General features: G+C 53.9%; 12 protein-coding genes and 2 pseudogenes. 9 read left to right on the plus strand and 5 right to left on the minus strand.

The genetic code is table 11. The features are described from left to right. Positions 1 to 58 precede the first annotated feature (58 nt). The 5 genes and pseudogenes from N0M98_RS33855 (at position 59) to N0M98_RS09880 (ending at position 5,010) form a co-directional block, all read left to right on the plus strand. Entirely contained in the window at positions 59 to 385 is a 327-nt protein-coding gene (locus tag N0M98_RS33855; protein ID WP_375295468.1) for a GNAT family N-acetyltransferase, read from the plus strand. Between the two features lie 23 nt (positions 386 to 408). Further along, positions 409 to 758, plus strand: a pseudogene (locus tag N0M98_RS09865) (low molecular weight protein tyrosine phosphatase family protein). Positions 759 to 785: 27 nt separating this feature from the next. Continuing rightward, positions 786 to 970, plus strand: a pseudogene (locus N0M98_RS09870) (histidine phosphatase family protein); the annotation flags it as partial. Between the two features lie 157 nt (positions 971 to 1,127). After that, entirely contained in the window at positions 1,128 to 1,502 is a 375-nt protein-coding gene (locus N0M98_RS09875; RefSeq protein ID WP_259617736.1) for a hypothetical protein, read from the plus strand. 751 nt (positions 1,503 to 2,253) lie between these two features. Further along, positions 2,254 to 5,010: a DUF5054 domain-containing protein gene (locus tag N0M98_RS09880; RefSeq protein WP_259617737.1), complete on the plus strand. Its 2,757-nt coding sequence runs from the start codon at positions 2,254 to 2,256 to the stop codon at positions 5,008 to 5,010. Between the two features lie 131 nt (positions 5,011 to 5,141). On the opposite strand, the gene N0M98_RS09885 is transcribed toward N0M98_RS09880, so the two are convergent. The 3 genes from N0M98_RS09885 to N0M98_RS09895 form a co-directional block, all read right to left on the minus strand. Then, entirely contained in the window at positions 5,142 to 6,413 is a 1,272-nt protein-coding gene (locus N0M98_RS09885; RefSeq protein WP_249862945.1) for a hypothetical protein, read from the minus strand. After that, positions 6,400 to 6,960: an RNA polymerase sigma factor gene (locus N0M98_RS09890; protein WP_259617738.1), complete on the minus strand. Its 561-nt coding sequence runs from the start codon at positions 6,958 to 6,960 to the stop codon at positions 6,400 to 6,402. Before N0M98_RS09890 ends, N0M98_RS09885 begins: the two co-directional genes overlap by 14 nt. A gap of 173 nt (positions 6,961 to 7,133) precedes the next feature. After that, the gene (locus N0M98_RS09895) at positions 7,134 to 8,060 is read right to left on the minus strand and encodes a polysaccharide deacetylase family protein (protein ID WP_259617739.1); all 927 of its coding nucleotides are present in this window, start codon (positions 8,058 to 8,060) and stop codon (positions 7,134 to 7,136) included. Between the two features lie 294 nt (positions 8,061 to 8,354). Between N0M98_RS09895 and N0M98_RS09900 the strand changes: the two genes are divergently transcribed. Beyond that, a complete protein-coding gene (locus tag N0M98_RS09900) occupies positions 8,355 to 8,960 on the plus strand; it encodes a DUF2087 domain-containing protein (protein WP_249862948.1) in 606 nt (201 codons plus the stop codon). Positions 8,961 to 9,052: 92 nt separating this feature from the next. On the opposite strand, the gene N0M98_RS09905 is transcribed toward N0M98_RS09900, so the two are convergent. Further along, the gene (locus N0M98_RS09905) at positions 9,053 to 9,745 is read right to left on the minus strand and encodes a class I SAM-dependent methyltransferase (protein WP_249862949.1); all 693 of its coding nucleotides are present in this window, start codon (positions 9,743 to 9,745) and stop codon (positions 9,053 to 9,055) included. 216 nt (positions 9,746 to 9,961) lie between these two features. On the opposite strand from N0M98_RS09905, the gene N0M98_RS09910 reads away from it, so the two are divergent. From N0M98_RS09910 to N0M98_RS09920, 3 genes are all read left to right on the plus strand, one after another. Then, positions 9,962 to 10,663: a hypothetical protein gene (locus N0M98_RS09910; RefSeq protein WP_259617740.1), complete on the plus strand. Its 702-nt coding sequence runs from the start codon at positions 9,962 to 9,964 to the stop codon at positions 10,661 to 10,663. Between the two features lie 209 nt (positions 10,664 to 10,872). Further along, on the plus strand, positions 10,873 to 12,126 hold the full coding sequence (locus N0M98_RS09915) for a hypothetical protein (protein ID WP_249862951.1): 1,254 nt from the start codon (positions 10,873 to 10,875) through the stop codon (positions 12,124 to 12,126). Positions 12,127 to 12,213: 87 nt separating this feature from the next. Continuing rightward, a complete protein-coding gene (locus N0M98_RS09920; RefSeq protein ID WP_259617741.1) occupies positions 12,214 to 12,543 on the plus strand; it encodes a nucleoside triphosphate pyrophosphohydrolase in 330 nt (109 codons plus the stop codon). A gap of 107 nt (positions 12,544 to 12,650) precedes the next feature. On the opposite strand, the gene N0M98_RS09925 is transcribed toward N0M98_RS09920, so the two are convergent. Then, positions 12,651 to 13,505: a helix-turn-helix transcriptional regulator gene (locus tag N0M98_RS09925; RefSeq protein WP_249862953.1), complete on the minus strand. Its 855-nt coding sequence runs from the start codon at positions 13,503 to 13,505 to the stop codon at positions 12,651 to 12,653. Positions 13,506 to 13,550 lie beyond the last annotated feature (45 nt).

Raw genomic sequence — 13,550 nt, forward strand, 5'->3', positions numbered from 1 at the left:
AGAAGAACGGTAAGTTCTACGGACACATTCTAAAAAATAACGGATAAAGCCTCAGCGAATTTCAGTAGAGCGAATTGCTGCCTATATCAAACGAAACCCTGGGATCAGTACTGTCGCTGAGATTGACCAAATAATTGTGGGTACAGTACTTTGCGGCCATGATGGACGGCGCGGCACATTATACCACGTTGCCGTAGCCGAGGAGCATCGACGAAAGGGAATAGCAAAAGAGATGGTTGAAAGGAGCCTTTCATTGCTAAAGGAAGCAGGAATCCATACAGCAGTTTTGTTTGCCCACTCGGAGAATGTGAATGCAGTAACACATTGGAGGCATAGTGGATGGACGTTATTTTCTAATGTGCTGTATCACTTAAGGGAGTTCTAAACCATACAAGGAAGGTGAACTAAATAAAAGTATTATTTATTTGCAGCAGGAACAAATGGCGAAGTCTAACGGCAGAAAAGATATTTCATGGAGTCAATGATTACGATGTGAGGTCAGCGGGAACAGAAGAGAATGCTCGTATTAAGGTGACTAGCGGGCATATTGGTTGGGCTGACCTTATATCGTGATGGAAAAGAAACACATAAGAAGGTTGAATGCCAAGTTTGGACCGATGCTCGCGGGAAAAAAAGTCATTTGTTTAGATATTCCTGATGACTACAAATATATGGACGACGAGCTTATTGAAATCTTGTACTCCAGAGTCTCAGAATATATCGAACTGCCTTTTGAGCCAGTAACTGGCGATACCTGATCCGACGGCGGCTATGCGCGGGTCCCTAGACACGGGGAATCACCGAAGGAGGAAGGGAGTAAAAGAACAAGGGGGCTACCGATCAAGGGAAAGCGGACGCACATCGAGTTACCGAGTTATTGAAAGCCGAAAAGATCGATGTTTTCGTATCAAGTCCATATCGGCGAGCGATTCTGACAATTCAGGAGTTGGCGCAACGTTTCGGAAAAAAATGATCTTTTTTGAAGATTCCCGATTCAAGCTTTGCTTTGCCGCGAGGGGAGTCTAACGCGGATTGGCACCCACGGAGCCGTCATGACCTTGATGATGGGGTGTTGTGGAACGCCGATGAACAACTGTAAGCAGTATCTGTGAAGAGGGGGCAGATGAATGATTATTCCGGCATGCACTGTTTTGCTGTGGATATTGCTGGAGTTCAGCATATTGTTAACCCGTCCGGCTCAGTATCATAAGCGGAGACCGATGGTGATGATGGCTGCCGGAGTTCTCGCGATGATTGCGGCGATCGTTTACTATGTGGTCGCGCAGCGTCCGCGGGTAGGGCCTATCGGCAATGGGCCGGATCTTCATCAAATATGGGTTGCATTTTTGTATTTGACGGCTTTGGGGGGATGTTTGTTTACAGCAGGCATCATCATATGGTCTGTCCATCGAAGCTGGAGAACAAAACAGGAAGCCGGATCGGCGGAATCTTTTCGGGAGCATGGTGAAAAGGAAGAGGAAGCGAGCGGAAACGATCAGTAAGAGCGCAAATGCACAGACGTATTTGCTGGGGCGACGATTAAGAAATCGAGCGGGCAACGGTGATCGAAAGGCATTTCCGTATGGCGGTCGCCGCAGCTTCCTGCTGAATGCCTCAACAACCTGGATGCACGGCTTTTGTTTAGAAGAAACACGGCCGAAGGGGACAGGGATACACGGTTTTCACGCAAAATAGTCGTTGCAAGAAAGCGAGCGGTTAGGTATACTTTACGCAAAAGGATAATTAAACCGGTTTAACGATCGGTTGCTGCATACGCTTGAATTAAACCGGTTTAATGGATATCCGGCTTGATCTAGGCTGCAATGCTGACCCTCGTCAAGAATGCTCGGCGCGTATGTGTTCAGGTTCAACAAATGCTTTGCTGTTACAGCAAGGTTCAGTGAGCAGCAGGTTCTTGAATTGAATGTAAGCGGTTACTAAAGGGTTGGTGAGAAAGCGGCCGGAGAGCTTGGGAACAGCGGCAGCAGTCGCTTTTGTAAACGAAGCTTTTTTCCGAATCAGAGGCTCAAAGAATAAAGGAATCCGTAGGGCCAGCGTGCGGAAACTTCTATCGACCGCAGGACGCGTACAATTTGCCACGATTTTGAACATCTTCAAATAGTGCAGTTGTGGTTTGCCGCCTTGACCAATATCGTGACGTACATAGGCTTGCGGATCGCGCAGGCAGCCTTTCGCAAGGAACAGGGCGGAACCATGGACTCATATAACGATAGTCAAAGGAGAGCTAAGACTATGAACACGAAAGTGAATAAAATTTACGTTGTTTTCAAGACGCATTTTGATATCGGCTTTACCGGTTTGGCTTCGGACGTCGTCCATAGCTACAGGACGGAGATGCTGGAGGATGTCATTCAAATTTGCGAACAAACGGGGCAAAACGACCCGCATGAGCGTTACGTATGGACGATGTCGGCTTGGCCGCTTGCGCAATCTTTGGAAGGGAGCCGTGAGGAAGACAAGCTTAGGGCGCAGGAGCTGATTCGGGCGAGGCAGTTGATCTGGCATAAGCTGCCTTTTACGACGCATACCGAATTTTGCGGTTTGGAGGAGTGGATTCGCGGAATGTACGTGTCCCGTGCGTTAACCGAACAGTTCGGTTACGATCCTGAGGATGCGAAGATGACGGATGTTCCGGGTCATACATGGAGCGTTCCGTCCTTGTTGAAAAAAGCCGGCGTGAAGCTGCTTCACTTAGGCTGCAATCCGGCGTCTACGCCTCCCGACGTGCCGCCCGTATTTTATTGGGAAGGGCCCGACGGCGAGCGCCTGCTTACCTTTTATTCCAAGGGAGCGTACGGCACGGGGATTTTGCCTCCTGAAGATTGGGACTATCCGGTATGGCTGGCGATGATTCAAACGAATGACAACCATGGGCCTCATGAAGCGTCCATAATTGAGGAGATGAAAGCTTCGATTGCGAATGCGGGCTCGAAGGCGGAGCTGCATGTCGGCAGTCTGGCGGATTTTGCCGCAGATTTCTTGTCTTATGAGCCTCTTCTGCCGGTCATAAGAGGAGATTTGGCCGACTCCTGGATTCATGGCGTCGGCACGGCGCCCAAGGAGGTGGCCAAAGCAAGAGAGCTTCGGGGCCGCACGACGGCTATGGAGAGCGCCGCCGCCATCCGGCACTGTTCGGGCGACGGCGGCAATCTGGAGGAAGCTGCAGCCCAAATACGCGGCAGCTACGAACAGACGCTGCTGTTCGGCGAGCATACGTGGGGGATGGATTGCAAATCGTTTTTGTTTCCGAGAACGTACGAGAAAGCGTCGTTTCTGAAGGATAAGCAGAGCGAGCGTTATCGCTTAATGGAACAGTCGTGGCGGGAGCAGGCGGATTATTTGCGCCATGCCGAGCGTCATCTGGAGGAAGCGGCGCACGCTTTGCGGCCGGGGAGCAGGGAGGCGGCGCAGCGTCCCGGCCATGCGGAAGCGGCGCCTGATGCCGGCCATGCGGCGGAGATGCTGACGGCAGCCGGCTGCGATGAGGAACTGGCGCAAGCCTGCGCCTGCGGGACAATGACGGGCAGCAGCCTCCGTGTATATAATCATACCGGATGGATGAGGGACGGCTATGTGGCGCTCGATGGGGAGCACCGTCCGGACGAGGATGAAGTGTGGGTGGACGGTTCGAGCGGCGAACCGCTCCAGCTCCGAGCTTCCGGCAGCGGACTCCACGTGCTGGTGAAGGAGCTCCCGGCGCTCGGTTACAAGACCATCGTCCGCGTTAAGCGGGAGAACGGGCCTGTAAACGGCGAGATGAAGGATAACGATAGCGGGCTGCGCGGAAGTGTGACCGAGACGGAGATCGTTATGGAAAACCGTTATTTTACGGTTTCCGTCAACCGCTGCGGCGGGTGGATTACGAAGCTGTGGGATAAGAGACTGGGCAAAGAATGGATCGAGCCGAATGCCGATTACGGATTCGGACAGTATGAATACAATATTTACTCCAACAAGGAAATTACCCGTTATTTGAAAAAATACGCTTACCGGTATTACGACTGGGGAGTGCATGATTTCGGCAAGACGGGGTATCCCGAGCAGCAGAAGCGGCTTGTCTTCGGCACGGAGGTCCGCATGTCGCGGCTTATTGAGGAGCAGGGCCGCATACGGATCGAAGTGATCGCGGGAACGCCGGCCGTTTCTTTGACCGAATACGGGAATGCGGCGGAAGTCGTATGGAGCATCGCGTTGACCGACGAGCCGCATATCGATATGGAATGGCGCTTGAACGGAAAAGTCGAGACGCCTTTGGCCGAATCCGGGCAGCTCATTTTCCCGCTGAAGCTCGATCGCCCGCAGTTTAGAGTGAACAAGCTGGGCAGCGTCGTGGACCCGTGCCGCGATGTGGTGGCCGCTTCCGGTACGTTGCTGAATTGCTGCGAATATTTTCTCGATGTCTCGAACGGCTCCGCCGGCATGGCGATCATCCCGCTCGATTCGCCGTTATGCTTTATCGGCAGGAACGGCATGTGGGATTATGAGCCGGATTATAAGCCGGAAAAGCCGGAAATTCATTTTAATTTGTTCAACAATTGGTGGGGCACGAATTTTCCGCAATGGACGGGCGGCGATTTAACGTACCGATTCCGCTTAGTGCCGCATCAAGGCGATTGGGCGGATGCGTGCGTATGGAGGACGGCGCAGGAGACGATGAGCCCTGTGCTGACGCTCCCCGCCGAAACGGCGGCGATGGATGCTGTGGAGCTTCTTCCGAACGGCTTGGACGGATTTGCCGTAGTGTGCTTTAAAATAGCCGAGGACGGAAACGGCTACATCCTGAGGCTGCGGGAATGGACAGGAACGAAGCGGGAGACGGCGCTGTCGCTGCCCGCATGGGTCGGAGCCGTCGAAATGACCGATTTGCTGGAACGCGGCATTCGGACATTATATTCGTGCGATCGGTGCAGAGACGTCCGCGACGAACAGGTGGCGGTACCGTTCTCCACGAAGCCGTTCGAAATCCATACGTTCCGGATTTCCCGGTAATCCGCATCTCAACGCAGTACAGAATCGGTTCAACTGGCTGCCAACTACCGACGGATGATCGTAAAAACGGGCTGCATATTCCGCTTCACGGAGAATGCAGCCCGTCTTTCATGCAGTGATTCGAATCCGAATCAATAACCAAGCAGCTTCTTGCCTTTGTCTTTCCACATTTCGATAAACGGCTCGTTAACGGCCCATTGAAGCATTACGACCGATTCGTTCGGGGCGAGACTCAGTGTCATCAGCGGTTTGCGGGCTATCTGTCCTTCGGACGGATAGACGGTAATATCGCTGTCGGTTACAACGCCGAGCAGCTCGTTATTCGGCGACGAGAAGGCATCCTTCGCGTCGGGCCGAATGCGCCGGATTTCGCTCCAGTCGGTCGACAGCCGATCGTAGGAAACGACCGAATCCGGCAGGGTGATCGGGACGTCCTGGAGCAAGTAGCGATACATATTGCCGTCCGTCCGGTTGTTGTAAGAAGCGAGTTGGGGAACCCATTGCCCCTGCTTGCGCACGATCGTCCAGCTATCGCCGGTGTCGTCTATAGGCGCTGAAGCGGCGCTTCCGCCGGAAGATTGCTTGGAAGCGTTTAACAACTGCAATCGGGATTGGATCGAGCTTCCGTACAATGTTTTCATCGAAACATGCGGCTCCGAGGCCGGGGCGAGCGGCGTTCTGGCCTTGTTCTGCGCAATGTCCTGAAGTTCCTTGACCCATACGTACTCATGACGCGTCTCCTTGCCTTGAACGGTCTGGCGCACGGTTTGCGCGACGGACAAATAGCGGTTACCGGCAAAGAGCAGCTTCTCCGACAGCGCAAGCGGTCCCGCAGGCTTCGGGTCCAGCTTCCGCGCTTTGCTCAGCTCGGAAGCGAGCGATGCGCTTAGCACCCGGGATTCTTCTCCAGAGCTGACGAGACTTTGCGGCACGATTTTCATAAAGTCGGTTTTGTACGGCATCAGAATGCCGTCCCCTTCGGCAACCTTCTGCAGCTCGCCTTGATCGCCTGCCAAAAGCAGCGTCCGGTATGTGCTGTACTCCGCGCCTCCCTCCTGAGGGTGGTCGGTCCGCAGCCCGATCAGCACGGCGGAATGAATGCTGACGTTTTCCTCACCCGTCCCGGAGAAAGGGGGAATCCAAGCTTCCAGCGCCCCGTTCTTATCGCGGAGTACGCCGGCGGGTCCTTGTTCGAGCATGGAATGCCAATCGACGGACAAGAACACGGCCGCCGCGACCAGAACGGCGCTGATCCCGCCTAGCCAGGGCAGCCATTTGCGCGGAGTGTTATCCTGTTCATCCAGGCGTTCCCCGATCCGTTTTTTCAGCGTATCAGAGAACCCGTTGCGGGTGAGCGGTCCACTGGCCAGCCCTTTCTTTAACTCGTCGTCAATCGGCTCCATGACTGTGACTCTCCTTTAACTTCGTCATTTTTTTGCGGGCATGAAACAAACGTGATTTCACCGTTCCCTCGGTCACTCCCAATATTTGCGCCATTTCTTTCATCGATAATTGATAATGTGCGTAAAGGATGAGCACCTCCCGGTATTTGACAGGCAGCCTGAGCACCATCTTCCACAGATCGTTAACCGCCATTTTGTCGATGACGGCCTGTTCGGCGGAGGAGGACTCGGCAGAGGGGGCGAGGAAGTCCATTAATGTAACTTTCCGGTAAAATGCCGAGCGCCGATAGTCGAGCGTCATGTTGCGGGTAATTGTTAAAATCCACGTTTTGACGGAAGATTCATTGCGGAACGTATACAAGTTGCGGTACACCTTAATAAAAACCTCTTGAGTAATATCGTCCGCCTGGTCCCATTTGCGCGTCATGCTAAAAGCGTAATTCCATACATCTTTGCCATAAGCGACCATCAACTCTTCCAGGATGGCCTTCTTATTGGAACTTTCGGATAAATGCCTCAAATATTCAAAATTCACATCGGATTCCAACACTGCCACCTCAATTATTTGACGATCAGCCCTCCACTCAGGTTCAAAAAAATATTTTCCCTAGATAAAAGACTTCCCGGCAAGCACTCTTCTTCACTCTAGTTTACAGCTTCCGGCCGCATCGGGAAAGACCTGTCGGCATAAAGATCCGCTTGCAGCCGTAATCCGAAGCATTACCGGTCCGCTTTCAATTCCGGAACTGTAACCGGCTGGTAGCCGTTTTCTTTTAAAAAAGCGATGATGGCGGGAAGCGCCTCTACGGTGTTGTCCAGCTTTCCCTGCTTGCCCCCGAAGCTGTGCAGCAGGATGATGCCGCCCGGCTTCGTATGGGACTTGACGTTGCGAACAATCTCTTCGGAATCCGTACCAGCCCAATCGCGGGGGTCTACGTTCCAGCCGATCAGGGGGCGTTCGGATCGCTCGGCTTCCTTCTTGACGAGAGCGGAGACGGCCCCGTAAGGCGCTCTGATCAAAGAAGGGGAGAATCCCACCGTCTTCTCGATCCATTCGTCCGTCTTCGTGAGCTCCGTGCGGATTCGGGCCGAAGAGAGCTTGGATAAATCCGCATGATCCCATGAATGATTGCCGATCGCATGGCCTTCTTCATGAATCCGTTTGAGCACCTCCGGAAACTTGCTCACTTGGGTGCCGACGACGAAAAAAGTCGCTTTCACATCGTTTTCCCGCAAAATATCCAAAATCGCCGGCGTATACTTGCCGTCCGGCCCATCGTCGAACGTAAGCGCCACCTTCCCGGCGAACGCCGGCGGGCTCGCCTGCACGGGCCCCAGCACCGGGCCGGCAGCGGTGCTGGTATCGGCGGCGGCATACAGGGCATGCCTGGCTTCCGGCGGTTCGGTTCCGACGGAGTGCGACGGCGAAAGAGCCGCTGACGATGGCGCAGACCCGTTCAGGGAACCGGCTGGGGATATCGCGGGTTCACGGATCGCATCCCGGGCGCCGATCGGCGCGGAGCCGCCGGGCAGAGAAAACATGCTTTCCGTTAGGGCAAAGCTGAGCCATGCCATGCCGGCCATACCGCAAAACGCGGCCCCGGCAATCCAATGCTTGCCTCTATCCGTCAAAAATCGCGTTAACATGACAATAAACCTTCTTTCATCCGTTTTTGACGGCGTTTGTTGATGTATATATTTGACGAATAGGCATGCAAAAAAGTTTACATTTTCGACAGCGGGATAAGATTTTTTTGCCGGATGGGAGGGATGAGGGGGAAATTGTTGACCGTTTGGTTATAATTAGACATTATATAATTATCTAATTTGATAAATATACAATTAGGTGTCCGTCGAGAACGGCCGGAGGTGTCGGCTGAATCTGGAAGAGCGGTTCAACATGTTATGACTTATACAATAAGAAGGAGAGGCGATCGATGCATGCAGCTGGATAAAGTCGTCAATTATCATAAGGCATTGGCTGATCCGACCCGGATCAAAATTTTAATTTTACTGGCGGAAGGGGAAGTGCACGGGCTGCTGCTGGCGGAGAAGCTGTTTTTATCGGCGGCGACCATTACCCATCATTGCGCCAAACTGCGGGAAGCCGGGCTGATCAACGAAAGAAGGGAGAAGAACGTCGTCTATTTTTCCCTGAATCATTATTTTATTCAGCATAGCGCCTCAGCTACGGCGGAGCTTATTTATCGAAATGCGAAGCAGAGGGAGGAGGTGGAGGACGTGGAAAACAATAACGAACGGCTTGTTGCTTCCGTTATCAAAAACTTTTTCACTGCGGACGGCAAGCTGAAGCATGTTCCCGCGCAGCTTAAGAAAAAGCTGATCGTTCTGGAATATATGGTGTCCCGCTTGGAACAGGGCAAGAAGTATACGGAGAAAGAAATCAATGAGTTTATTAAAAGGTTTCATGACGATTTCGCTACGATTCGCAGGGAATTTATTATGCACCAATTTTTGTTCCGGGAGCAGGAAATCTATGAGGTGAACCCGCGGGAACTGTGGGCGAGGTGGGAGAGCTTAAGCTGAGGCGGACGACAAGGACAGAGGGGAAGACAGGGGAAGACCCCTCTGTTTCTTGTCTAAAGCACGGCACAAAAGTAACTCCGCCGGACAAACTTCTATAAGTGAAGCCACCACATACCCGCGCATTCGGGCAGCCGAACCCAGTTATGCCGGGCAATCTGCTCTGCCACATCGTCTCCGAAGAAAAATTGCGCCAGCTCCTCCGCCTGAGCCAGACTCTCGAATTGATAATCCGTCCGGACCCAGCGATGGGAGAAGCCGTACCTGGAAACCAGCAGCGAGTAATATTCAGTCAAAAAGGCCGGAGGCTCGGGCGTTTCATGTCCGGTGCCCATCGTTTCCCAGATGATGATCGTGCCTCCCGGACGGAGGACCCGCTTCATTTCGCCCATAATCGTCTCCAGATTGGATTCCCAATCGGCGACATGGCGGTTTACCGCATAGCATACGGTCCAGCCGGCGATGATCAGATCGGCGCTTCGGTCCTCCGCCGGTATCGCGGAATGGCCCGCCGCCGTCCGGGTCGTCCACCGGCAGCCAGCCGCCGTCTCCCGCAGCTTTCGCGCAGCGATCTGAAGCATCGCTTCCGACCGGTCTACAGCCAGGACCGAGCGCGCATAAGGCGCGAGCACGGAACTGAATCTTCCCGTACCCGCTCCCAGATCGACGATGTCCAGTCCGCGAACGTCTCTGATTTCCGTGACGTAAGGGAGCAGGCTAAGCTGCTTGGAGATCAGCTGGTCGTACTTTTCCGCTTGTTCTTGATAAATGAGGTCGTGATTCGGCATAGTGATAATTCCTCCTGTAATGAATTTGGTTATGGTTCCCCCTGATCATAAAAGTTGACGTAAGGTGAAGGTCAAGCGTATTTTTTTCAGGCGCGATCGGCGAAGCGTTTTTCTCTCCTTTTAGAACAATGCACCGGCGTGTACAATAGAAATGATAAAGGCAGCGAGGAAAAGCCTGTCTTACGGTACCAGTTTCTGGATGGAGGCCGATTGAATTTGAAGCAAACGGACATCAGTATTGCACTGTTCACTTTGGCAGGCATCGCCACGGCGCCGGGATTTATGGACCCGCTCCGGGAGGAGCTGTCGCAGCAGCTGGAGAGCAGAGGGTATAGGGTGGAGACGGATTCGCTCTATCCGTTCGGCGATTGGTCGCAGCGGGTGACGCGCCAGCTGGCCGCAATTTTCCGCGATCTGACGGATATTCAGGAGCGCATATGGGCTTCGATCGGCGCACGTGCGGCGAAGGAGCGGATTTTTGAGGCGGCCGAGGCGGGGCGGACCGTGCTGTTGATCGGACACAGCGGGGGAGGCGTCAGCGCCGTGCAAGTGGCGGGGCAGCTGCAGAAGGCGGGGTATTCGCCGCCGCTCGTCGTTCAGATCGGTTCGCCCAAATGTCCGATACCGCCGGAGCTGCGGGAGCGCGTGCTGTTCCTGTCTGCCGTCGGAACGGGAGGCAGAAGAGATCCGGTGACCCGGTTAGGACGCTGGGGCGGCTGGGTACGGCGGTTAGGGTTTCTTCAGATTTGGCGGCGCCGAGCGTATCCACCCGGTGAAATCGCCGACATCCCGCTGATCGGGAGCCATCCCGACTATTTCCGCACGCATTCTCCGTATGTGGATGAAGCGGGCTGCACGAATATGGAGCAGACGCTGCGTCCGCTTTTGGCATGGCTGGAGCGCAAGCTGCCGCAATGAGGGCGCGGGCTCCGGGACATTCCGTAGCATAAAAACTTATACTGTTTTTCGTAATACGAAATAGCGGATAAACGTTTACAAATAAGATTAGGTAAGCTATATTTTGAGGAAAGGAAGGATTATCAAGCAGAGGGAAATTTATGGTTTCGCCGTCGCAGAGAGAGTATGAAGAGGGAATTGCCGAAAACTAAAAACTGGAGGGAAGAAAAATGAAAAAAATCGCGCTATGTATCGTTTTTCTGCTTGCTAGCTTTTCGAATTTCGCCATTGCCTCCCCCTCGCAGCCGCCGGCGGCATCGGCCGGGGCGGTTTTACCTGATGGAATGCCCGAAACGCTAAGTCTTCTCGACGAAACGCCGCTTTATTCCGAGCCGGACGATAAGCTGGAGCCTTCATCCACGTTAAGCCCGCAGAATGTCAAGGTCATCGGCACCCAGTACGGCGATGGCGGATTCGCCGGCGCGTCAGGCGAGACTTGGGTGCAGATTCAGACCACCTGGCTGGGCGCGATGTGGATTAAGCTGGACAACGGCAAGCTTGGCGTCATTCGCCCGTTTACGGCGGATTTGAACTTGGAAGGCGAGAACAAGCTTTACGACCGTCCTTATCCTGCGGCGCTGAATAAGGCGGTGCTATCCCCGCAAACGGTGCATGCCAAGGCCGAGTTCGTATCCCCTTCGGGATTTTATGCGATTCAGATTGAAACGACTTGGCTCGGCGATATGTGGCTGATCCATCCGAATGTTCATATCGATGCGCCTGCGGAAGAAGCCGGGCAGGAGCAGCCTTTCCCGGATGCCGTAAGCCCGGATTACGGATCGTTGATGAGAATAGCCGATATCCATTTCGTGCAGCTGGGGGAACGGTCCTTTGCGAAGGGAAAACTGGTTGTTCAGAAGGACGCCTGGTCTATCGGCAGATTCAACCCCGGGCCCATAGAGATGCCCGTCTCGGGAAAGCTGAGCTTCTGGAGTCCGTACGGAGACCTGATCGCTCAAGTTCCCTATGCGGTTCCTTCTACCGTGGGGGACGAGATAGAGACGAATCTGCTGCTTCCGCTTGACGCGGACGTATCATCGGCCGTTATGGCTACTCTGCAAAATACGATACCGATATATATTAGCTTGCCGCTCCCGCCGCTATTTAACCTGAGCGATCCGGACGAGCAAGTGATCCTCGGCATTCTTCGCCATCAGCATACAGGGAGCTACTCCGTTGCCAAAGCATGGATCAGCGGCAAGCTTCCCGGGTCTCACGACTATAAGATTACGTTGACGTTCTATGGGCCAAATCATGAAGTATTGGGATATGCACACATTCACCAGCGTCTGACAGGACCGCCGACCCCTGAGCAGGCCGGTTCGGAAGGCGGAGGAACTCCGTACCTTACGGAAATTACCGGAAACGGAATTTGGGACGATTACAGCCAAGTCGCTGTCCGCGTAGATCAGGTTAGTGATTGAGCGAAATCACAATCTTGACCAGGGAACAAATGTTCTTGTATGATAGAAATGTCATTATGAGACGAATGGACCTTGGGAGGGAAGCTTGTGCCGGCCTATTGTAAATTAGTTCGAGATGAAATTCCGCAAATCATTGAATCGAGCGGGCGGAAGTGCGTCTATGAGGTGCTGGACGATCAGCGCTACGCGGCGGAGCTGTACCGGAAAATGAATGAAGAATTATTGGAGTTCGCAGCGGCGGAGGGGATGCCCCAGGCAGTGGAAGAGCTGGCTGATCTGCTGGAAGTCGTTCGCGCCTTAGCGGATCTGCGGGGCATTCGTATGGAAGAGGCCGAGCGGGTAAGGGAGAAGAAGGCCGCCAAGAGAGGCGGTTTCACTCAAAGGATTTTCCTTGTGGAAGCTGAAAATGACTTTTAAAAGTGTGGTGAAAAAGCGGCCGAAGAGTCGATAGAGAGTTGGAGCAGCAAGTGAAAAGCTCTATCGACCGCAGGCCGCGAATAAATCATCATGTCTTAGGATAGCTCCTAATCGTTCTGCAGAGACGCTTTTATCAGCTTTTGCAGATTAGAGATCGTCTCGTCTTCCTGCGAAGGAATGTTGATAGTCGCGGTCAAATGCGGCGCGTCGAGGACGGCAAACGAGATTTGATCGAAAACAAGCCTTCCCGCTGCCGGATGGACATTGATTTTTCTTCCCTCGGGACCGTTCAGAACGTCATGCTGCGGCCACCAATCCCGAAACTCCGGACTTACTTTATTCAACTCCCCGATCATCTCCAACCACCACGGATCGCCGGCGAATTTCCCGTAGAGGGCTCGAAAATGCGCCAAGCGATGGCGCGCGTGCGCTTCCCAGCGGTCCTGCAGCAGCTGCCGGACGTAAGGAGAGGTGAATGTGCGCCACACGCTGTTCCGCTCGCGCTCCGTCATGGACGCATAGTCTCCGTAGATCAAGCTTGCCATCCGGTTCCACGCTACGATAGTCAAGCGTTGATCGGATACGTAGGCCGGGCTTACTCCTTGCAAATCAAGGAAGCTTTGCAGCGTCGGGCTGATCTCGTGCTCAGGCTGAGCCGCATCTGCAGGCAGCTGCTGCAGGGCCAGCAGAAACAAATGTCTGCGTTCGTTGGAATCGAGCTGCAGCGCTCGTGCGATGCTTTCCAGCACCTGCGAGGATACTTGAATATCCCGGGCCTGCTCCAGCCACGTATACCAATCCACGCTGACGCCGGACAACTGGGCGACCTCGCCGCGCCGGAGCCCCGGAGTGCGCCGCCTTCCGCCGGCAAACAGACCGGCTTGCTCGGGAGACAAGCGGGCGCGACGCGATCGAAGAAATTGAGCTAGCTCCTGCCGCCGCTCCTGGCGGGATGATTCCATTCACCGATTCCTCCTTTACATTATCCGCTTCCTCATGGTAGGAGT

This window comes from Paenibacillus doosanensis, from assembly GCF_025060755.1.
GTDB classification, from domain to species: Bacteria; Bacillota; Bacilli; order Paenibacillales; family NBRC-103111; genus Paenibacillus_S; species Paenibacillus_S doosanensis.